The organism is Citrobacter telavivensis, assembly GCF_041807075.1.
GTDB lineage: Bacteria > Pseudomonadota > Gammaproteobacteria > Enterobacterales > Enterobacteriaceae > Citrobacter_A > Citrobacter_A telavivensis.
The window spans coordinates 46,674-67,634 of record NZ_JBGUBF010000002.1; the positions used below are offsets into that span (position 1 = coordinate 46,674).

Here is a 20,961-nt window from a genome sequence, read left to right on the forward strand (position 1 = left end):
GGAAATAAGGGATATTCAGGAGAAAAAGTGCCACATATCCGTCAGTTATGTTGGGTGAGCCTGTTGTGTTTAAGCAGTTCTGCCTTTGCCGCGAACGTCCGTTTACAGGTCGAAGGGCTATCAGGAGAACTGGAGAAAAACGTCCGGGCACAACTCTCAACCATCCAGGGTGATGAAGTCACGCCGGACCGGCGTTTTCGCGCGCGCGTGGATGACGCCATTCGCGAAGGATTAAAGGCACTCGGCTATTACGAACCGACTATTGATTTCGATCTGCGTCCGCCTCCGGCGAAAGGGCGTCAGGTGCTGGTGGCCAAAGTGACGCCCGGTGAACCGGTGCGCATTGGCGGAACAGAAGTCATTTTACGCGGCGGCGCGCGTACCGACAGAGATTACCTGGATCTGCTGAAAACGCGTCCGGCGATCGGTACAGTGCTCGATCATGGGGACTATGACAGCTTCAAAAAGTCATTAACCAGCGTGGCGCTACGTAAAGGGTATTTCGACAGCGAATTTAATAAGAGCCAGTTGGGTATTGCGCTTGATCGTCATCAGGCGTTCTGGGATATCGATTACAACAGCGGTGAACGTTATCGCTTTGGTCACGTCTCTTTTGAAGGCTCGCAGATCCGCGAGGAGTACCTGCAAAACCTGGTGCCGTTTAAAGAAGGGGATGCGTACGAGTCGAAAGATCTCGGCGAACTGAACCGCCGACTGTCGGCGACCGGCTGGTTTAACTCTGTGGTTGTCGCACCCGAATTCGATAAAGCGCGAAAAACCAAAGTGTTGCCGCTGAAGGGGGTGGTGTCGCCGCGAACGGAAAACACCATTGAGACCGGGGTGGGTTATTCCACCGACGTGGGGCCGCGCGTGAAGACCACGTGGAAAAAACCGTGGATGAACGCTTACGGCCACAGCCTGACGACCAGCGCCAGTATCTCGTCACCAGAACAGCAACTGGATTTTAGCTATAAAATGCCGCTGCTGAAGAACCCGCTGGAGCAATACTATCTGGTGCAGGGCGGTTTTAAGCGTACCGATCTCAACGATACCGAACAGGACTCCACCACGCTTGCGGTTTCCCGCTACTGGGATCTTTCCAGCGGCTGGCAGCGCGCCATTAACCTGCGCTGGAGTCTCGACCACTTTACTCAGGGGGAGGTGACGAACACCACCATGCTGCTTTATCCCGGCGTGATGATCAGCCGTACCCGTTCGCGCGGCGGCCTGATGCCCACCTGGGGCGACTCTCAGCGTTACTCCATTGATTACTCCAACACCGCCTGGGGCTCCGACGTCGATTTCTCGGTCTTTCAGGCACAAAACGTCTGGATCCGTTCTCTGTACGATCGCCATCGCTTCGTGATGCGCGGCAATCTCGGCTGGATCGAAACCGGCGATTTCGACAAAGTGCCGCCAGACCTGCGTTTCTTTGCCGGGGGCGACCGCAGTATTCGCGGCTACAAATACAAATCCATCTCACCAAAATACAGTAACGGCGACCTGAAAGGGGCCTCAAAACTGGCGACCGGGTCGCTGGAATACCAGTACAACGTCACCGGTAAATGGTGGGGGGCGATGTTTGTCGACAGTGGTGAAGCCGTCAGTGATATCCGTAAAAGCGATATCAAAACCGGTGCCGGGGTGGGCGTACGCTGGCAGTCTCCGGTCGGGCCCATCAAGCTCGATTTTGCCGTTCCGGTCGGCGACAAAGATGAACACGGTTTACAGTTTTACATCGGTCTGGGGCCTGAATTATGAGTTTATGGAAGAAGATAAGCCTCGGCGTACTGATTTTTATCCTGCTGTTGCTGGGGACGGTGGCGTTTCTGGTTGGAACGACAACCGGTCTGCATCTGATCTTCAATGCTGCGAATCGCTGGGTGCCGGGGCTGGAAATCGGCCAGGTTACCGGCGGCTGGCGCGATCTGTCTCTGAAAAATATCCGCTTTGACCAGCCCGGCGTGGCGGTTAACGCGGGTGAAGTGCATCTGGCCGTGGGGCTGGATTGCCTGTGGAACAGCAGTCTGTGCGTGAACGATCTGTCGCTCAAAGACATTAATGTGGCGATCGACAGTAAAAAAATGCCGCCGTCCGCGCCGGTCGAAGAAGAAGAGAGCGGCCCGCTGAATCTCTCCACGCCGTATCCGGTAACGCTTTCCCGTGTGGCGCTGAACAACGTCAATATTAAAATTGATGACACCACCGTGTCGGTGATGGCGTTTACCTCCGGCCTGCACTGGCAGGAGAAGGATCTGACCCTCAAGCCCACGTCGTTGCAGGGATTGCTGATCGCGCTGCCGAAAGTGGCGGAGGTTGCTCAGGAAGAAGTCGTCGAGCCGAAGATCCAGAACCCGCAGCCGGATGAAAAGCCGCTTGGCGAAACGCTGAAAGATCTGTTCTCAAAACCGGTTCTGCCGGAGATGACGGACGTGCATCTGCCGCTCAATCTCAATATTGAAGAGTTCAAAGGCGAACAACTGCGCATCACCGGCGATACTGACCTGACGGTGCATAACCTGCTGCTGAAGGTGAGTAGTATCGATGGCAACATGAAGCTCGATGCGTTGGACGTTGACTCTAACCAGGGCACGGTGAACGCCAGCGGGTCGGCCCAGTTAACCGACAACTGGCCGGTAGACATCACCCTGAACAGCACGCTGAACATGGACCCGCTGAAAGGCGAGAAGGTGAAGTTGAAGGTAGGCGGTGCGCTGCGTGAACAACTGGAAGTGGGCGTGAACCTCTCCGGACCGGTGGCGTTGGATCTGCGTGCCCAGACGCGTCTGGCGGAAGCCGGGCTGCCGCTGAATCTGGAAGTGGTCAGCAAGCAGGTTTACTGGCCGTTTACCGGCGACAAACAGTTCCAGGCCGACGATATCAAACTCAAGCTCACCGGCAAGATGACGGACTATACGCTCTCGATGCGTACGGCGGTGAAAGGACAGGATATCCCACCGGCGACCATCATGCTCGATGCGAAGGGCAACGAACAGCAGATTAACCTCGACAAGCTCAGCGTGGCTGCGCTGGAAGGGAAAACCGAGCTGAAGGCGCTGGTGGACTGGCAGCAGGCGATCAGTTGGCGAGGCGAATTGACGCTGGACGGCATCAATACGGCGAAAGAGGTGCCGGACTGGCCGTCGAAGCTCAATGGTCTGATTAAAACCCGGGGCAGCCTGTATGGCGGCAGTTGGCAGATGGAGGTGCCGGAGCTGAAGCTGACCGGTAACGTTAAGCAGAACAAGGTTAACGTTAATGGGTCGCTGAAAGGCAACAGCTACATGCAGTGGACCATTCCAGGGCTGCACCTGGAACTGGGGCCAAACAGCGCCGACGTGAAAGGTGAACTGGGCGTTAAAGATCTCAATCTGGATGCGACCATTGACGCGCCGGGACTGGACAACGCATTGCCGGGACTCGGCGGTACGGCAAAAGGGCTGGTCAAAGTACGTGGTACGGTTGACGCTCCGCAACTGCTGGCGGATATCACCGCCCGTGGGCTGCGCTGGCAGGAACTGTCGGTTGCCCAGGTGCGCGTGGAAGGCGACATTAAATCGACCGACCAGATTGCCGGTAACCTCAACGTGCGGGTTGAGCGCATTTCGCAGCCTGACGTGAACATCAGCCTCGTGACGCTGAACGCCAAAGGGAGCGAGAAGCAACATGAACTGCAACTGCGCGTTCAGGGTGAGCCGGTCTCTGGTCAACTGGATCTGATCGGGAGCTTTGATCGTAAAGAAGAGCGCTGGAAAGGCTCGCTGAGCAATACGCGTTTCCAGACGCCGGTAGGGCCGTTAACCCTGACCCGCGCCATCGCGCTCGACTACCGTAACCAGGAGCAGAAAATCAGCATCGGGCCACACTGCTGGGCAAACCCGAATGCTGAACTGTGCGTGCCGCAAACTATCGATGCCGGTGCCGAAGGGCGGGCGGTGGTGAATCTCAACCGCTTTGATCTGGCGATGCTGAAACCGTTTATGCCGGAGGCGACTCAGGCCAGTGGCGTATTCACCGGCAAAGCGGACGTGTCGTGGGACACCACTAAAGAGGGGCTGCCGCAGGGCAATGTCACGCTTTCCGGGCGTAACGTGAAGGTGACGCAGACGGTCAACGACGCGCCGCTGCCGCTGGCGTTCGATACCCTGAACGTGACGGCCGATCTGCGCAACAATCGTGCGGAACTGGGCTGGCTGATCCGCCTGACCAATAACGGCCAGCTTGACGGACAGGTACAGGTCACCGATCCGCAGGGCCGTCGTAACCTGGGCGGTAACGTCAACATTCGCAACGTCAACCTTGCGATGGTGAACCCGATCTTCGCGCGTGGTGAGAAGGCCGCAGGTATGCTGAGCGCCAATTTACGCCTGGGCGGTGATGTGCAGAGCCCACAGATGTTTGGTCAATTGCAACTGAGCGGTCTGGATATCGACGGCAACTTTATGCCGTTTGATATGCAACCGAGCCAACTGGCGATGAATTTCAACGGTACGCGCTCGACGCTTACCGGGGAGATACGAACCCAACAGGGGCAGATCAATCTGAGCGGCGACGCCGACTGGAGCCAGATCGACAACTGGCGCGCGCGCGTGGCGGCGAAAGGGAGTCGGGTACGTATCACCGTGCCGCCAATGGTGCGCCTCGACGTTTCTCCGGATGTGGTTTTCGACGCGACGCCGAATCTGTTTACGCTGGACGGACGGGTAGACGTGCCGTGGGCGCGTATTGTGGTACACGACCTGCCAGAGAGCGCCGTGGGCGTGTCGAGCGACGAAGTGATGCTCAATAATGACCTGCAGCCAGAGAAGCCGCAGAGTGCCGGGATCCCGATCAACAGCAATCTGATTGTACACGTCGGTAATAACGTGCGGATGGATGCGTTTGGTCTGAAAGCCCGTCTGACAGGCGATCTGAAAGTGGCGCAGGATAAACAGGGACTGGGTCTAAACGGACAGATCAACATTCCGGAAGGTCGCTTCCACGCCTACGGTCAGGATCTGATTGTGCGTAAAGGCGAGCTGTTGTTCTCGGGACCGCCGGATCAGCCGTTGCTGAATATCGAAGCCATTCGTAACCCGGAGGCGACAGAGGATGCGGTGATCGCCGGTGTTCGCGTCACCGGAACGGCAGATGAGCCGAAGGCTGAGATCTTCTCTGACCCGGCGATGTCGCAGCAGGAAGCGCTCTCTTATCTGCTGCGTGGCCAGGGCCTGAGCAGCGATCAAAGCGACAGTGCCGCAATGACCTCAATGCTTATTGGTCTGGGGGTTGCACAAAGTGGTCAGGTTGTGGGTAAAATCGGGGAGACATTTGGCGTAAGCAATCTGGCACTGGACACGCAGGGGGTGGGCGACTCCTCCCAGGTCGTGGTCAGCGGATATGTACTGCCAGGTCTGCAGGTGAAATATGGTGTGGGTATATTTGACTCACTGGCGACACTCACGTTACGTTATCGTCTGATGCCTAAGCTATATCTGGAAGCCGTGTCTGGCGTAGATCAGGCACTGGATTTGCTCTATCAGTTTGAGTTTTAGCAATGCGAATATTTGTCTACGGCAGTTTACGAACCAAACAAGGCAACAGCCACTGGATGACCAACGCCCAGTTGCTGGGAAATTACAGTATCGATAACTACCAGTTGTACAGTCTGGGCCACTATCCAGGCGCAGTTCCGGGGAACGGAACGGTACACGGTGAGGTTTATCGTATTGATAATGCGACTCTGGCCGAGCTGGATGCTTTGCGCACCCGCGGCGGTGAATACGCACGCCAGTTGATCCAGACGCCGTACGGCAGTGCATGGATGTACGTGTACCAGCGCCCGGTGGACGGATTAACGCTGATCGACAGCGGTAACTGGTTAGACAGAGACCAGTACTGAAACCTCCGCGCCACCTTCGGGTGGCGTTGTTTTATGCGATGTCACTCGCATTCCGGATTGCCGGCCTTCCGGTGCTCTTTTCCCCTTTTGCCAAAACGCAGGCATAAAAAAACCCTTACTGACCGGTACCCGGCGTTCAGGGTTTTCAGCGTTCAGCGAACTTATTTCTTCGCGGCGCGCTCGAAGGAGGCAATGATTTCAGCTTTAGCGGCTTCAGCGTTGTCCCAACCGTCCACTTTCACCCACTTGCCTTTTTCGAGATCTTTGTAGTGCTCGAAGAAGTGCGTGATCTGTGCTTTCAGCAGTTCCGGCAGGTCGTTCACATCTTTGATGTGATCGTACTCTTTGCTCAGTTTGGTGTGCGGCACGGCAACCAGTTTCGCATCTTCACCGGATTCGTCGGTCATTTTCAGTACGCCAACCGGACGGCAGCGGATAACGGAGCCTGGTTCCAGCGGATACGGGGTCGGGACCAGAACGTCAACCGGGTCACCGTCCAGAGACAGAGTGTGGTTGATGTAACCGTAGTTGCACGGATAGAACATCGCGGTGGACATGAAGCGGTCGACGAACAGTGCGCCGCTCTCTTTGTCGACTTCGTATTTGATCGGATCTGCGTTAGCCGGGATCTCGATAACAACGTAGATATCTTCCGGCAGGTCTTTACCTGCTGGGACGTTGAGTAAGCTCATGTCTGTTTCCTTTAACTGTGTCGTAAACAAGTGGCGAGTATTATAGCGATCTCGCGACGAATGTCTTCGCCTGATTTTGTTTTCACTCGCCTCGTACCGGTCTTTTCAGACCACTCGCATGACAGGAAAATCCATATCTTCAGCCGCTTTTTTCATAGGGAAATGGAAGCGATTACAAACTTGTGATTAACGTTCTATTTACTTTTTTGAAGTGTGATGTAACGCAATCCGTTACATGCTCGATTGTCTATAGTTTTTTCGCGACTGTTTCTTAACCAACAATAACCTACCCTACGAGGACACAGTTATGTGGAAGCGCTTACTTATCGTCACAGCAGTTTCGGCAGCCATGTCGTCTATGGCCATGGCCGCCCCATTAACCGTAGGATTTTCGCAGGTCGGCTCTGAGTCCGGCTGGCGCGCCGCAGAGACCAACGTGGCGAAAAGCGAGGCCGAGAAGCGCGGCATTACGCTGAAAATCGCTGACGGTCAGCAAAAGCAGGAAAACCAGATTAAAGCCGTGCGTTCATTTGTCGCTCAGGGCGTTGATGCCATCTTCATTGCGCCGGTGGTGGCGACAGGATGGGAGCCGGTGCTGAAGGAAGCGAAAGATGCCGAGATTCCGGTCTTCCTGCTCGATCGTTCCATCGATGTAAAAGACAAATCTCTCTATATGACCACCGTCACCGCCAACAACGTGCTCGAAGGCCAACTGATCGGTGACTGGCTGATCAAAGAGGTTAATGGTAAGCCGTGTAATGTGGTTGAGTTACAGGGCACCGTCGGTGCCAGTGTGGCCATTGACCGTAAGAAAGGGTTTGCTGAGGCCATTGCCAAAGCGCCAAACATCAAAATCATCCGTTCCCAGTCCGGTGACTTCACCCGCAGTAAAGGTAAAGAGGTCATGGAAAGCTTTATCAAAGCGGAGAACAACGGCAAGAACATCTGCATGGTTTACGCCCATAACGATGACATGGTGATCGGGGCTATCCAGGCTATCAAAGAAGCGGGGCTGAAGCCGGGCAAAGATATTCTGACCGGTTCTATCGACGGCGTACCGGACATTTATAAAGCAATGATTGACGGTGAAGCGAATGCCAGCGTTGAACTGACGCCGAACATGGCGGGTCCAGCCTTCGACGCACTCGAGAAGTTCAAGAAAGATGGCACGATGCCTGAGAAGGTCACTATCACCAAATCGACGCTGTACCTGCCGGATACCGCGAAAGAAGAGTTAGAGAAGAAGAAAAACATGGGCTACTAAGTTCAGACCCGTTCTGGTGGCATACCTTACACCGTAGGCCTGATAACCGAAGCGCCATCAGGCAAATGTTCTGCCGGATGGCGGCGTAACCGCCTTATCCGGCCTACGGGCCTACGGCCACGCTTTGTACCGGAGGAAGATCATGACGACTGAACAACACCAGGAGATCCTCCGTACAGAGGGGTTAAGTAAATTCTTTCCTGGCGTCAAAGCGCTGGATAACGTCGATTTCAGCCTGCGTCGCGGGGAAATCATGGCGCTGCTCGGCGAGAACGGCGCCGGAAAATCCACGCTCATTAAAGCGCTGACCGGCGTCTATCACGCCGATCGCGGTACCATCTGGCTGGAAGGCAGCGCCATCTCCCCCAGAAATACCGCACATGCTCAACAACTGGGTATTGGCACGGTGTATCAGGAAGTGAACCTGCTGCCGAATATGTCGGTGGCGGACAATCTGTTTATTGGCCGTGAACCTAAGCGCTTTGGCCTGCTGCGGCGCAAAGAGATGGAAAAGCGCGCCACGGAACTGATGGCGTCTTACGGCTTTTCCCTCGACGTGCGCGAACCGCTGAACCGCTATTCGGTGGCGATGCAACAGATCGTGGCTATCTGCCGGGCGATCGATCTTTCCGCTAAAGTCCTGATCCTCGATGAACCCACCGCCAGCCTCGATACGCAAGAGGTTGAGATGCTGTTCGGCCTGATGCGTCATCTGCGCGATCGCGGCGTGAGTCTGATTTTTGTTACCCATTTTCTCGATCAGGTCTATCAGGTTAGCGATCGGATCACCGTCCTGCGTAACGGCAGTTTTGTCGGCTGCCGTGAAACCCGCGAGCTGCCGCAGATAGAACTGGTCAAAATGATGCTGGGACGCGAGCTGGACACCCATGCGCTACAGCGCGCGGGACGCACCTTGCTTAGCGACAAACCGGTTGCCGCGTTCAAAAATTTCGGCAAGAAAGGGACTATCTCCCCGTTCGATCTCGACGTTCGTCCCGGTGAGATCGTCGGTCTGGCTGGACTGCTCGGATCCGGACGCACCGAAACGGCTGAGGTGATCTTCGGCATCAAACCGGCGGACAGCGGCAGCGCGCAGATCAAAGGCAAAGCGCAGACGCTGCGATCCCCTCACCAGGCGTCATGCCTGGGAATCGGTTTTTGCCCGGAAGACCGGAAAACGGACGGCATTATTGCCGCCGCCTCGGTGCGGGAAAATATCATCCTGGCGCTACAGGCCCAGCGCGGTTGGCTGCGGCCGATTGCGCGCAAAGAACAGAATGACATTGCCGAGCGGTTTATCCGCCAGCTTGGCATTCGCACCCCCAGCGCAGAACAGCCGATCGAATTTCTCTCCGGCGGCAACCAACAAAAAGTGCTGCTGTCGCGCTGGCTACTGACCAAACCGCAGTTTCTGATCCTCGACGAACCGACGCGAGGGATCGACGTGGGGGCGCATGCCGAGATTATTCGCCTGATCGAAACCCTGTGCGCTGATGGTCTGGCGTTGCTGGTGATCTCCTCGGAGCTGGAGGAACTGGTGGGGTATGCGGATCGGGTGATCATCATGCGTGACCGCAAACAGGTGGCGGAGATCCCGCTGGCTGAACTGTCCGTTCCGGCGATCATGAACGCCATCGCGGCGTAAGGAGACTCTTGTGATGCCCCAATCTCTCCCGCAAACCACGCCGCCGAAGCGACGCTTTCGCTGGCCGACCGGCATGCCGCAACTGATTGCGCTGTTGCTGGTGCTGTTGGTGGACAGCCTTGTCGCCCCCCACTTTTACCAGATTGTGTTGCAGGACGGGCGTCTGTTCGGCAGCCCGATTGATATCCTGAACCGCGCCGCCCCCGTCGCATTGCTGGCGATAGGGATGACGCTGGTGATTGCCACAGGCGGCATTGACCTTTCCGTTGGCGCGGTGATGGCGATTGCCGGGGCCACGACCGCCGCGATGACCGTCGCGGGTCACAGCTTGCCGGTGGTGCTGCTCGCCGCGTTGGGGACCGGCGTTCTGGCCGGCCTGTGGAACGGCGTTCTGGTGGCAATCCTCAAAATTCAGCCCTTTGTCGCCACGCTGATCCTGATGGTGGCGGGGCGCGGCGTGGCGCAACTGATCACCTCCGGACAGATTGTCACCTTCGACTCGTCCACGCTCTCCTGGTTTGGTAGCGGTTCGTTGCTGCTGTTTCCCACACCGGTCATTATCGCGCTGATCACGCTGGTGCTGTTCTGGCTGCTGACCCGGCGAACGGCGCTTGGGATGTTTATTGAAGCCGTAGGGATCAACATCCGGGCGGCGAAAAATGCCGGGGTGAACACGCGGGTCATCGTCATGCTCACCTACGTGCTGAGCGGGCTGTGCGCGGCGATTGCCGGGATTATCGTCACGGCGGATATTCGCGGTGCTGATGCCAACAATGCCGGATTGTGGCTGGAGCTGGACGCCATTCTGGCGGTGGTGATCGGCGGCGGTTCCCTGATGGGCGGGCGTTTTAATTTGCTGCTGTCAGTGGTGGGTGCGCTGATTATTCAGGGGATGAACACCGGGATCCTGCTGTCCGGATTCCCGCCGGAGATGAACCAGGTGGTCAAAGCCATCGTGGTGCTGTGCGTACTGATTGTGCAGTCACAGCGCTTTATCAGTCTGCTAAAAGGAGTGCGTGGTCGTGATAAAACGTAATTTACCGTTAATGATCACCCTCGGGGTTTTCGTGCTGGGCTATCTCTACTGCTTAACCCAGTTCCCCGGCTTTGCCTCCACGCGGGTTATCTGCAACATTCTGACCGATAACGCCTTTCTGGGGATCATCGCCGTGGGGATGACCTTCGTGATCCTCTCCGGTGGGATCGATCTCTCCGTCGGATCGGTCATCGCCTTCACCGGCGTATTCCTGGCAAAGGCTATCGGCTACTGGGGGATCTCGCCGCTGCTGGCGTTTCCGCTGGTACTGGCGATGGGCTGTGCGTTTGGCGCTTTCATGGGGTTGTTGATTGATGCGCTAAAGATCCCGGCCTTTATCATCACTCTTGCCGGTATGTTCTTCCTGCGCGGGGTCAGCTACCTGGTGTCGGAAGAGTCGATCCCGATTAACCATCCCATTTACGACACGCTGTCCAGTCTGGCGTGGAAAATCCCCGGTGGCGGTCGCCTGAGCGCGATGGGTCTGCTGATGTTGGCGGTGGTTGTGATGGGGATTTTCCTCGCGCATCGCACCCGGTTTGGCAATCAGGTGTATGCCATTGGCGGAAATGCGATTTCGGCGAACCTGATGGGGATTTCCACCCGCAGCACGACGATTCGCATCTATATGCTGTCGACCGGGCTGGCGACGCTGGCCGGGATTGTCTTTTCTGTCTACACCCAGGCCGGCTACGCGCTGGCAGGGGTTGGGGTGGAGCTGGACGCCATCGCGTCGGTGGTGATCGGCGGTACGTTGCTGAGCGGTGGGGTGGGTACGGTTCTTGGAACGCTGTTTGGCGTGGCGATTCAGGGGCTGATCCAGACCTACATTAACTTCGACGGTACGCTCAGTTCATGGTGGACGAAAATTGCCATTGGCGTTTTGTTATTTATTTTCATTGCGTTGCAGCGTGGCCTGACGGTGCTCTGGGAAAATCGACAGAGTTCGCCGGTGACGCGTATTGCTGATTCAGGGAGCAGGAATTGATATCTGTTTGCCGATGCAGTCCAGGACAGAACAGACGGTTTTTGCTACAGTGCCTGTTTTACGGCAAGTGGGTTGGATATGGCTTCATTAAAGGATGTTGCGCGCCTGGCGGGGGTGTCGATGATGACGGTCTCCCGGGTAATGAATAATGCGGAATCAGTACGCCCTGCAACGCGTGACAGCGTGTTGCAGGCTATCCAGACCCTGAATTATGTTCCCGATCTTTCCGCCCGTAAGATGCGTGCCCAGGGGCGTAAGCCATCGACCCTTGCCGTGCTGGCGCAGGATACGGCCACAACGCCTTTCTCAGTCGATATCCTGCTTGCCATTGAACAAACAGCCAGCGAGTTCGGCTGGAACAGTTTTTTAATCAACATTTTTTCTGATGATGATGCCGCGCGTGCGGCGCGCCAACTGCTTGCTCACCGGCCGGATGGCATTATCTATACCACGATGGGGCTACGGCATATCACGCTACCTGAAGTTCTGCATGGCGAAAATATCGTTCTGGCGAACTGTGTGGCGGACGATCCCGCGTTACCCAGCTATATCCCTGATGATTACACCGCGCAGTATGAGGCAACCCAGTATTTGATCGCGGCGGGATATCGTCAGCCATTATGCTTCTGGTTACCCGAAGGCGCGCTGGCGACAGGGTACCGTCGACAGGGATTTGAACAGGCCTGGCGTAATGCCGGACGGGATCTGGCGGATGTGAAGCAATTTCACATGGCGATGGGTGACGATCACTATACCGATCTTGCAGGTTTACTGGACGCCTGCATTCCATCGGGTAAACCCGATTTTGATGTTCTGATTTGTGGTAACGATCGCGCCGCCTTTGTGGCTTATCAGGTTCTTCTGGCGAAAGGGATCCGCATCCCACAGGATGTTGCCGTTATGGGGTTTGATAACCTGGTGGGCGTCGGGCATCTGTTTTTACCCCCATTAACCACAATGCAGCTTCCACACGATATTATCGGGCGGGAAGCTGCACTGCATGTGATTGAAGGACGTACCGGCGGCGGCCAGAAACGGATCCCTTGTCCGCTGCTGATCCGTTGTTCCGCCTGACCGTTGATTACCCCAGTAGCCAGAGTTCGCCTTGCAGCAGTATGGCTTCTCCATGAGCGGCATAGAGAGACAGTTCACGTTCCTCTGGCTGCGGATAGATTCGGCTGCTCATGACCGCTTCCCCACCATTAATGAATACCTCAATGGATGACTTATCGATAAAGATCCTCAGATCAAGTGGTTCACCTTGCGTAAGGGGAATACTGCGATAACCATCTATGTTTTCTTGCGGGTAATACCGCCACAAAACGAGCCGTCCGGACTGATTATCGATATACAGTCGCATCCCTGTGCCGAGCTGTAACCCGTAATGTTCGGCATGACTATTCTGACAATCCCACCGTAATTGAATTTCGATCGCTTGTGCGTTTTCCTGCAAAACGCATTTGCTGTCGACGTTGTTGGCAGGAATAGGTTGATACCGCTGACGTAACGACTCTGCTTCCCGCACCGGGCGCTGGATGAGTTTGCCGTTGCTCTCAGAGAGCTCTCGAGCCAGCGTCATGCAACCTGCCCAACCCTCACGTTTTGATGGCATTGATGATTCCCACATATCCATCCAGCCGATGATGATGAGCCTGCCATCTTTAGCGGTAAAACTTTGCGGCGCATAAAAATCATGCCCGTGATCGAGTTCAGTAAAAGGGCCTGACTGTGCAAAGATCCGTCCAGGAGACCAGACCCCAGGTATGACTCCGCTCTGAAAGCGATTCCGGTTACAGTATCCTTCCGCCTTCATTCCTTGTGGTGAAAACATCAGGTAATGGTGTTCACCAGGACGGAAAAAGTCCGGACACTCCCACATATAGCTTTCGCCTGCGTTGGCATGCGCCAGTACGCGATCGAAGGTCCATTCACGCAATGATTTACCACGATAAAGTAAGATCTGCCCGGTGTTACCAGGATCTTTTGCACCTACCACCATCCACCAGGTGTTTGCTTCTCGCCAGACTTTAGGATCGCGAAAATGCATAATCCCTTCCGGAGGGGTCAGCACCACTCCCTGTTTTTCAAAATGGATCCCATCCCGACTGGTTGCCAGACACTGTACTTCACGAATGGCGTCATCATTGCCTTCTCCTGCAAGCCAGACATGACCGGTATAGATGAGCGATAGCACACCGTTGTCATCGACGGCACTGCCCGAAAAACATCCATCTTTGTCATCCTCATCGCCAGGTGCCAGCGCAATAGGCTCATGACGCCAGTGGATCATATCTTCACTGGTGGCATGTCCCCAGTGCATAGGCCCCCAGTGTTCGTTGAATGGGTGATGCTGATAAAACGCGTGATAGCGATCGTTAAACCAGATTAGCCCGTTGGGATCGTTCATCCACCCAGCCGGAGGCGCGAGGTGAAAATGAGGATAGAAGGTGTTTCCACGGCGAGTGCGCAGCTTTTCCAGCGCTTTTTGCGCCATGTGTAATCTTGATTGCGTCATCTAAGCTCTTCCTGGTTTAGCAATAATAGTTGAATTGTTAACGTTAACTTTTGCAAAAATAAAGATCTTAATTGTGGTTAATGTGATGATTATCGCAAATGTTAACGTTAACTATGCGGTTTTGTGATCGATTATGCATGTTGGGGCAAATTCATGACGGTTTTGAGAAAAAGCGGTTTATCAATGTGCGTAAGCCAGATGAAGTCGAGGGAGAAACATGTCAGCCAAAGTATGGGTTTTAGGTGATGCGGTTGTAGATCTTATGCCTGAATCAGATGGAAGGTTATTGCCTTGCCCTGGTGGCGCGCCGGCTAACGTTGCGGTGGGGATAGCCAGATTAGGTGGGGCAAGTGGATTTATAGGTCGGGTGGGGGATGATCCTTTTGGCGCGTTGTTAAGAAGAACGCTGAAAGCGGAAGGGGTTGATACTTCACGGTTGAAGCAGGATGAATGGCACCGGACATCGACTGTGCTTGTCGATCTTAATGAACAAGGAGAGCGTTCTTTTACATTCATGGTTCGCCCCAGCGCCGATCTTTTTCTGGAGGCAACCGATTTGCCCGAATGGCGGCACGGCGAATGGTTACATCTCTGTTCAATTGCCCTGTCTGCCGAACCTTCACGTACCAGTGCTTTTATTGCGATGTCAGCGCTTCGACGTGCAGGCGGCTTTGTCAGCTTCGATCCCAATATCCGTGACGATCTCTGGCAAGACAAACAGTTGTTGCGCTTGTGTTTGTTGCAGGCGCTTCAACTGGCAGACGTGGTCAAGCTGTCGGAAGACGAATGGCGGCTTATCAATGGAAACGCTCAGTGTGATCGGGATATCTGCGCCCTGGCAACGGAGCATGAAATTACCATGCTGTTGGTGACGAAAGGGGCTGATGGTGTGGTGGTCTGCTACCGCGGGGAGGTTCACCACTTTGCCGCGATTCCCGCGAATTGTGTAGACAGCACCGGGGCGGGGGATGCGTTTGTCGCCGGATTACTGGGAGGTCTGGCTGCTGAAGGCTTCCCTGCGCATGAGGGCGAATTACAACACATTATAGAACTCGCCCAACGCTGCGGAGCGCTTGCGGTAACGGCAAAAGGGGCGATGACAGCGCTGCCGCATCGACAAGAGCTGGAACGGTGTAAGTAAACAACGAGGCCGATTTTGCCTCTGAACAGGACGTGATTTTTGTTAACGACAGGCAGGTAATTATGGCATTGAAGATTCCATTCAGAAATGCGTACTATCGTTTTGCATCCAGTTATTCATTTCTCTTTTTTATTTCCTGGTCACTGTGGTGGTCGTTATATGCCATTTGGCTGAAAGGACATCTGGGTTTAACAGGGACAGAATTAGGCACACTTTATTCGGTTAACCAGTTTACCAGCATGCTGTTTATGGTGGCCTACGGTATTATTCAGGATAAGCTTGGCCTGAAGAAATCTCTCATCTGGTGTATGAGTTTCATCCTGGTCCTGACGGGGCCGTTTATGATTTACGTTTACGAACCGCTACTGCAAAGCCATTTTTCTGTTGGGTTGGTTCTGGGATCTCTCTTTTTTGGCCTGGGGTATCTGGCGGGTTGCGGCCTGCTTGACAGTTTCACCGAGAAAATGGCGCGGAGTTTTCATTTTGAATATGGAACCGCGCGTGCCTGGGGGTCATTTGGTTATGCCATTGGCGCATTTTTCGCTGGCATCTTTTTCAGTATTAATCCCCATATCAACTTTTGGCTGGTCTCGCTATTTGGCGCCGTGTTTATGATGATCAACATGCGCTTCAAAGATCAGGAGCAGCAGTGCGTAACGGCTGAAGCGGGTGGGGTAAAAAAAGAGGATTTTATCGCTGTCTTCAAAGATCGTAACTTCTGGATCTTCGTTGTGTTTATTGTGGGGACGTGGTCTTTCTATAACATTTATGATCAACAGCTCTTTCCGGTGTTTTATGCTGGTCTGTTCGAATCACACGATGTTGGAACGCGCGTATATGGATATCTGAATTCGTTCCAGGTCGTGCTTGAAGCACTGTGCATGGCGAGTATTCCCTTCTTTGTTAATCGGGTGGGGCCAAAAAATGCATTACTCATCGGCGTGGTGATTATGGCGCTGCGCATCCTCTCTTGCGCCTTGTTCGTTAATCCCTGGGTCATTTCGCTGGTGAAGCTCCTGCATGCTATTGAAGTTCCACTTTGCGTCATCTCCGTATTCAAATACAGCGTAGCGAACTTTGATAAGCGACTGTCATCGACAATCTTCCTGATTGGTTTTCAGATTGCCAGTTCGCTGGGGATAGTATTGCTTTCAACGCCAATAGGGATTCTCTTTGACCTCGCAGGCTACCAGACCGTGTTTTTCGCCATCTCGGGTATCGTCTGCTTGATGTTGCTTTTTGGCATTTTCTTCCTGAGTAAAAAACGAGAACCGTCCGTGCCAGAACCTTCACTGAATTCAGCGACATAAACCTAAACTTTTTCCGGTTGTTGTCGATAGTTTCTGTATATCTTACAACCGGAAAATAACGATGCCAAAATCCCTCTCCCTACGAAATACCCTGTTGGTTTTATTGTCGCTTATTACCCTGTTACTACTGCTAACTGGTGGCATGGGGATTTACGCCTCCACGCGTATTATTACCTCATGGGTCTATTACGGGGTGATGACGGCGACGACGCTGACGGCCATCGCTCTGCTGGCGGTGGTTTGGCTGTTATTGCGCAATAAGCTCCTGAAACCGCTCGATAATGTCGTTGAACAACTCGAACGCCTGGCGACAGGGGATTTATCGGCGGCGGAAAGCCGCTATGCCAGCGCCGAGTTTAATCGTCTGCAGGCTGCGCTCGAAGGGATGCGCGCGGCGCTGAGCGAGTCCGTCAAACGCGTCCGCGATGCCAGTTCGCAGATAGACACCGGCAGTCGTGAACTGACGGCGGGTAATATTCATCTGGCAACACGCACCGAATCGACCGCGACCTCGCTGGAACAAACCGCCGCCAGCATGGAGGAGCTCACCGCGACGGTGAAACAGAATGCGGAAAACGCCGATCAGGCGCATCAACTGGCGAAATCAGTTTCTGATACCGCCGATCGCGGCAGTGAAATGGTGTGTTATGTCATTGAAAAAATGCGCGATATTTCCGGTAGCTCTAACCGTATTGCCGATATTCTTGGCGTGATCGACGGGATTGCGTTCCAGACCAATATTCTGGCGCTGAACGCCTCGGTTGAAGCGGCGCGCGCGGGAGAGCAGGGACGCGGTTTTGCCGTGGTGGCAGGCGAAGTGCGCAATCTGGCCAGCCGCAGCGCGGAGGCCGCGAAAGAGATCCGCACGCTCATTGGCGACTCGCAGTCGCAGGTGGGGGAGGGCAGCGACCTGGCAATGCAGGCGGGTGAAACGATGGATGAGATTGCCAGCGAAGTGATGCGGATGACCAAACTGATGCGGGAAATTGCCAGCGCGTCGCAGGAGCAGAGTCGCGGTATCGAACAGGTGAATATCGCGGTGAGCCAGATGGATGAAACGGCGCAGCAGAATGCGGCCCTGGTACAACAGTCCTCCGCGGCAACCCGCTCGCTTGAAGAGCAGTCGCACGCGCTTATCGAAGCGATGGCGTCGTTTAAATTGCAGACCGCCTGATGTGAAATGCCGGATGACGACGTTGACACGTCTTATCCGGCATACGCAGCTATTGTAGGCCGGATAAGCGCTAGCGCCATCCGGCAAGGGTTTTACGCGTCCGGGAACTCCCGGATAAAGCGTTCCACATCTTCAACCATATGGTTGTTGCCAACGAAGAACGAACGGCGCTGGTGCAGGCTTTCCGGGGTGATATCCAGAATTCGTTCTTTCCCGTCGCTCGCTTTGCCGCCGGCTTGCTCTGCGAGGAATGCCATTGGGTTGCACTCGTACAGCAGACGCAGTTTTCCTTCCGGGTGGCTGGCGGTGCTTGGGTAGAGATAAATTCCACCTTTCAGCAGGTTACGGTGGAAGTCAGCAACCAGTGAGCCGATGTAGCGCGAGGTGTACGGGCGCTGCGTGGATTTATCCTCTTCCTGGCAGAACTTGATGTACTTCTTCACACCGTTCGGGAATTTAATGTAGTTGCCTTCGTTAATGGAGTAAGTGTTGCCCTTCTCCGGGAAGCGCATGCGCTCCTGACACAGGCAGAACACGCCCAGCGACGGATCGTAGGTAAAGGCGTGGACACCGCAGCCGGTGGTGTAAACCAGCATCGTGGAGGAGCCGTAAACCACGTAACCCGCAGCAACCTGTTTGTTGCCCGGTTGCAGGAAATCTTCTTCAGTGACCGGCGTGCCAACAGGCGTCACGCGGCGGTAGATAGAGAAAATGGTCCCGACAGAGACGTTAACATCGATGTTGGACGATCCATCCAGCGGATCCATCAGCACCACGTATTTCGCGTGTTCACAGCCTTCGAAAACGACGATTTCATCTTCTTCTTCAGAGGCAATACCCGCGACGATATCACGCGCCTTGAGTGCAGCTTTCAGTTTTTCGTTCGCGAACAGGTCGAGTTTCTGCTGAACCTCGCCCTGTACGTTCTCAGCACCGCTGGCACCCAGGATATCGACCAGACCGGCCTTGTTGATATCGCGGTGGATGATCTTGGCGCCCAGCTTTATTGCCGACAACAACGCAGTGAGCTCACCCGTAGCATGAGAGAACTCGTGCTGCTTCTCGACAATAAATTCACCTAACGTTTTCATAACACTTTCCCTGCAATTAATATGGAGTAAAGCGACCGTAACAATCTTAACAAATATTTCAGTGGCTGCGCTCAGGTGAATCGCGCCAGCAAACTACGGATTATCCTGAAATGCGTTTCTCACTTGCCTGACATATGCGTAAAATGCCCCCTGGGTTAAATTAGGATAGTGACGTATGCGCATTCATATTTTGGGAATTTGTGGCACGTTCATGGGCGGTCTGGCGATGCTGGCGCGCTCGCTCGGTCATGAAGTAACGGGTTCGGACGCCAATGTGTATCCGCCGATGAGTACCTTACTTGAGAACCAGGGTATCTCCCTGATTCAGGGTTATGACCCCAGTCAGCTTGACTCGCAACCGGACCTGGTGATCATTGGCAATGCCATGACCCGTGGAAATCCGTGCGTTGAGGCGGTGCTGGAAAAAAACATTCCGTTCATGTCCGGTCCGCAGTGGCTGCATGACTTTGTGCTGCGCGATCGTTGGGTGCTGGCCGTTGCGGGAACGCACGGTAAAACCACCACCGCGGGCATGGCGACCTGGATTCTTGACGTCTGCGGTTATAAGCCAGGTTTTGTGATTGGCGGTGTGCCGGGGAATTTTGACGTTTCTGCGCGTCTGGGCGAAAGCGACTTCTTCGTGATTGAAGCGGATGAGTACGACTGCGCCTTCTTCGATAAACGCTCCAAATTCGTACATTACTGCCCGCGTACGCTGATCCTCAACAACCTTGAGTTTGATCATGCGGATATCTTTGACGATCTGAAAGCGATCCAGAAGCAGTTCCACCACCTGGTCCGCATCGTGCCGGGTCAGGGGCGGATCATTTATCCGGAACACGACATCAATCTGAAGCAGACGATGGCGATGGGGTGCTGGAGCGAACAGGAACTGGTGGGCGAGCAGGGCCACTGGCAGGCGAAAAAGCTGAACGTCGATGCCTCGGAATGGGAAGTGTGGCTGGACGGCGAGAAGGTCGGCGAAGTGAAGTGGTCACTGGTTGGTGAACACAACATGCACAACGGTCTGATGGCCATTGCTGCGGCCCGTCACGTTGGCGTGCAGCCGGGCGATGCGGCCAATGCGCTGGGATCGTTCATCAACGCCCGTCGCCGTCTTGAACTGCGCGGCGAAGCGAACGGCGTCACGGTCTATGATGATTTCGCACATCACCCGACGGCGATTCTGGCAACGCTTGCGGCGCTGCGTGGCAAAGTAGGCGGTACGGCACGCATTATCGCCGTGCTGGAGCCGCGTTCTAACACCATGAAAATGGGGCTGTCCAAAGACGATCTGGCACCGTCATTGGGCCGTGCGGATGAAGTGTATCTGCTGCAGCCGCCGCATATCCCGTGGCAGGTGGCGGAAGTGGCGGAAGCCTGCATCCAGCCTGCTCACTGGAGTGGTGATGTGGATACGCTGGCTGAGATGATCGTGAAAACGGCGCAACCTGGCGATCACATTCTGGTGATGAGTAACGGCGGGTTTGGTGGTATTCACCAAAAACTGCTGGATGGCCTGGCGAAAAAAGCCGAAGCGCAAGCCGAAGAGTAATAAAAAGGCCCGGTGGCGCTGACGCTTACCGGGCCTACGTGCTTGTAGGCCGGATAAGACGTTTCGCGTCGCCATCCGGCATTCACGCCGGGTTACATTACGCGTCGTTTTCCGCCAGTTCGCGCAGATACTGGAAGATCTGACGCGCGGATTTCGGCGGCTTATTCCCTTCTTTCTCTTTCTTCGCGTTGCGGATCAGCGAACGAAGCTGCTGGCGGTCGGCGTTTGGCCACAGGTTCAGCACTTCCTCTACCGCGTCATCCCCTTCGTCAATCAGACGATCGCGCAGATGCTCAAGCTTGTGAAACAACACCACCTGCTGGTTGTGGCGGTTTTTCAGCTTGTCCAGCGCCTGGCGAATAGGATCAACCTCACGCTGGCGCAGCATTTTACCAATCAACTGCAACTGGCGGCGGCGACCTTCCATTTTGATCCGCTGGGCCAGCTCAATGGCGGCACGCAGGTCCGCATCAAGCGGGATTTTGTCCAGCGCGTTTTTCCCCAGATCCACCAGTTCCGCGCCCAGGCGTTTGAGCTCCTCGGCGTCGCGTTTAATTTCACTTTTACTGACCCAGATAATTTCATCGTCTTCGTCTTCGATGTCATCACCGGGAACGTCGTCGAGCCAGTCTTCGGGCTGCTTAGTCATGTCAGGCTCCTTAAAAAAAG

At 54.8% G+C, this 20,961-nt stretch carries 16 protein-coding genes; 12 read left to right on the top strand and 4 right to left on the bottom strand.

Going from position 1 to position 20,961, the window contains the following annotated elements; genetic code table 11:
- The first annotated feature begins 27 nt into the window (after positions 1-27).
- From tamA to ACERJC_RS11490, 3 genes are read left to right on the top strand one after another with little or no spacing between them, the layout of a single operon-like run.
- Complete coding sequence (gene tamA, locus ACERJC_RS11480) at positions 28-1,761, top strand: autotransporter assembly complex protein TamA (RefSeq protein WP_152401723.1); 1,734 nt, start codon at positions 28-30, stop codon at positions 1,759-1,761.
- Positions 1,758-5,534 (top strand): autotransporter assembly complex protein TamB, encoded by a 3,777-nt coding sequence (gene tamB, locus ACERJC_RS11485; RefSeq protein WP_373671717.1) that lies wholly within the window; start codon positions 1,758-1,760, stop codon positions 5,532-5,534. The genes tamA and tamB overlap by 4 nt, the downstream gene beginning before the upstream one ends.
- Positions 5,535-5,536: 2 nt before the next feature.
- Positions 5,537-5,881 (top strand): gamma-glutamylcyclotransferase family protein, encoded by a 345-nt coding sequence (locus ACERJC_RS11490; protein WP_042321581.1) that lies wholly within the window; start codon positions 5,537-5,539, stop codon positions 5,879-5,881.
- Positions 5,882-6,042: 161 nt separating this feature from the next.
- Here ACERJC_RS11490 and ppa read toward each other — a convergent pair whose 3' ends face one another.
- On the bottom strand, positions 6,043-6,573 hold the full coding sequence (gene ppa / locus ACERJC_RS11495) for an inorganic diphosphatase (protein ID WP_008460444.1): 531 nt from the start codon (positions 6,571-6,573) through the stop codon (positions 6,043-6,045).
- Positions 6,574-6,880: 307 nt separating this feature from the next.
- Between ppa and ytfQ the strand changes: the two genes are divergently transcribed.
- The 5 genes from ytfQ to ACERJC_RS11520 all read left to right on the top strand — a co-directional run bounded on the left by ytfQ (position 6,881) and on the right by ACERJC_RS11520 (position 12,580).
- Positions 6,881-7,837, top strand: coding sequence for a galactofuranose ABC transporter substrate-binding protein YtfQ (ytfQ, locus tag ACERJC_RS11500; RefSeq protein ID WP_042999211.1), 957 nt, complete (start codon positions 6,881-6,883; stop codon positions 7,835-7,837).
- 142 nt (positions 7,838-7,979) lie between these two features.
- Positions 7,980-9,482: a galactofuranose ABC transporter, ATP-binding protein YtfR gene (gene ytfR, locus ACERJC_RS11505; protein WP_152401728.1), complete on the top strand. Its 1,503-nt coding sequence runs from the start codon at positions 7,980-7,982 to the stop codon at positions 9,480-9,482.
- 13 nt (positions 9,483-9,495) lie between these two features.
- Positions 9,496-10,518, top strand: a complete 1,023-nt coding sequence (gene ytfT / locus ACERJC_RS11510; RefSeq protein ID WP_152401730.1) for a galactofuranose ABC transporter, ATP-binding protein YtfT — start codon at positions 9,496-9,498, stop codon at positions 10,516-10,518.
- Positions 10,505-11,506 carry a galactofuranose ABC transporter, permease protein YjfF gene (yjfF, locus tag ACERJC_RS11515; protein WP_152401731.1) on the top strand — a complete coding sequence of 334 codons (1,002 nt, stop codon included), beginning with the start codon at positions 10,505-10,507 and terminating at the stop codon, positions 11,504-11,506. Before ytfT ends, yjfF begins: the two co-directional genes overlap by 14 nt.
- 78 nt (positions 11,507-11,584) lie before the next feature.
- Positions 11,585-12,580 carry a LacI family DNA-binding transcriptional regulator gene (locus ACERJC_RS11520; RefSeq protein WP_152401733.1) on the top strand — a complete coding sequence of 332 codons (996 nt, stop codon included), beginning with the start codon at positions 11,585-11,587 and terminating at the stop codon, positions 12,578-12,580.
- Between the two features lie 7 nt (positions 12,581-12,587).
- Here the strand turns inward: ACERJC_RS11520 and cscA are convergent, their stop codons facing one another.
- Complete coding sequence (gene cscA / locus ACERJC_RS11525) at positions 12,588-14,021, bottom strand: sucrose hydrolase (protein WP_371895038.1); 1,434 nt, start codon at positions 14,019-14,021, stop codon at positions 12,588-12,590.
- 217 nt (positions 14,022-14,238) lie between these two features.
- On the opposite strand from cscA, the gene cscK reads away from it, so the two are divergent.
- The 3 genes from cscK to ACERJC_RS11540 all read left to right on the top strand — a co-directional run bounded on the left by cscK (position 14,239) and on the right by ACERJC_RS11540 (position 17,646).
- Positions 14,239-15,162: a fructokinase gene (gene cscK / locus ACERJC_RS11530; RefSeq protein ID WP_373671718.1), complete on the top strand. Its 924-nt coding sequence runs from the start codon at positions 14,239-14,241 to the stop codon at positions 15,160-15,162.
- 62 nt (positions 15,163-15,224) lie between these two features.
- On the top strand, positions 15,225-16,472 hold the full coding sequence (gene cscB, locus ACERJC_RS11535; protein WP_373671719.1) for a sucrose MFS transporter: 1,248 nt from the start codon (positions 15,225-15,227) through the stop codon (positions 16,470-16,472).
- Between the two features lie 61 nt (positions 16,473-16,533).
- Positions 16,534-17,646, top strand: a complete 1,113-nt coding sequence (locus ACERJC_RS11540) for a methyl-accepting chemotaxis protein (RefSeq protein WP_373671720.1) — start codon at positions 16,534-16,536, stop codon at positions 17,644-17,646.
- A gap of 92 nt (positions 17,647-17,738) precedes the next feature.
- On the opposite strand, the gene fbp is transcribed toward ACERJC_RS11540, so the two are convergent.
- Positions 17,739-18,737 carry a class 1 fructose-bisphosphatase gene (gene fbp / locus ACERJC_RS11545; protein WP_042321606.1) on the bottom strand — a complete coding sequence of 333 codons (999 nt, stop codon included), beginning with the start codon at positions 18,735-18,737 and terminating at the stop codon, positions 17,739-17,741.
- 175 nt (positions 18,738-18,912) lie between these two features.
- Between fbp and mpl the strand changes: the two genes are divergently transcribed.
- Positions 18,913-20,292, top strand: a complete 1,380-nt coding sequence (gene mpl, locus ACERJC_RS11550) for a UDP-N-acetylmuramate:L-alanyl-gamma-D-glutamyl-meso-diaminopimelate ligase (protein WP_373671721.1) — start codon at positions 18,913-18,915, stop codon at positions 20,290-20,292.
- A 97-nt stretch (positions 20,293-20,389) separates the two neighbouring features.
- Here mpl and yjgA read toward each other — a convergent pair whose 3' ends face one another.
- Positions 20,390-20,941 (bottom strand): ribosome biogenesis factor YjgA, encoded by a 552-nt coding sequence (gene yjgA / locus ACERJC_RS11555; protein ID WP_046495529.1) that lies wholly within the window; start codon positions 20,939-20,941, stop codon positions 20,390-20,392.
- Between the last annotated feature and the right edge of the window lie 20 nt (positions 20,942-20,961).

What these genes read in the sequence shown, in the direction of transcription:
- tamB (WP_373671717.1), top strand. Translation starts at nt 1,758, where the DNA reads ATGAGTTTATGGAAGAAGATAAGCCTCGGCGTACTGATTTTTATCCTG.
- ACERJC_RS11490 (WP_042321581.1), top strand. Translation starts at nt 5,537, where the DNA reads ATGCGAATATTTGTCTACGGCAGTTTACGAACCAAACAAGGCAACAGC.
- ppa (WP_008460444.1), bottom strand. Translation starts at nt 6,573, where the DNA reads ATGAGCTTACTCAACGTCCCAGCAGGTAAAGACCTGCCGGAAGATATC.
- ytfQ (WP_042999211.1), top strand. Translation starts at nt 6,881, where the DNA reads ATGTGGAAGCGCTTACTTATCGTCACAGCAGTTTCGGCAGCCATGTCG.
- ytfR (WP_152401728.1), top strand. Translation starts at nt 7,980, where the DNA reads ATGACGACTGAACAACACCAGGAGATCCTCCGTACAGAGGGGTTAAGT.
- ytfT (WP_152401730.1), top strand. Translation starts at nt 9,496, where the DNA reads ATGCCCCAATCTCTCCCGCAAACCACGCCGCCGAAGCGACGCTTTCGC.
- ACERJC_RS11520 (WP_152401733.1), top strand. Translation starts at nt 11,585, where the DNA reads ATGGCTTCATTAAAGGATGTTGCGCGCCTGGCGGGGGTGTCGATGATG.
- cscA (WP_371895038.1), bottom strand. Translation starts at nt 14,021, where the DNA reads ATGACGCAATCAAGATTACACATGGCGCAAAAAGCGCTGGAAAAGCTG.
- cscK (WP_373671718.1), top strand. Translation starts at nt 14,239, where the DNA reads ATGTCAGCCAAAGTATGGGTTTTAGGTGATGCGGTTGTAGATCTTATG.
- cscB (WP_373671719.1), top strand. Translation starts at nt 15,225, where the DNA reads ATGGCATTGAAGATTCCATTCAGAAATGCGTACTATCGTTTTGCATCC.
- ACERJC_RS11540 (WP_373671720.1), top strand. Translation starts at nt 16,534, where the DNA reads ATGCCAAAATCCCTCTCCCTACGAAATACCCTGTTGGTTTTATTGTCG.
- fbp (WP_042321606.1), bottom strand. Translation starts at nt 18,737, where the DNA reads ATGAAAACGTTAGGTGAATTTATTGTCGAGAAGCAGCACGAGTTCTCT.
- mpl (WP_373671721.1), top strand. Translation starts at nt 18,913, where the DNA reads ATGCGCATTCATATTTTGGGAATTTGTGGCACGTTCATGGGCGGTCTG.
- yjgA (WP_046495529.1), bottom strand. Translation starts at nt 20,941, where the DNA reads ATGACTAAGCAGCCCGAAGACTGGCTCGACGACGTTCCCGGTGATGAC.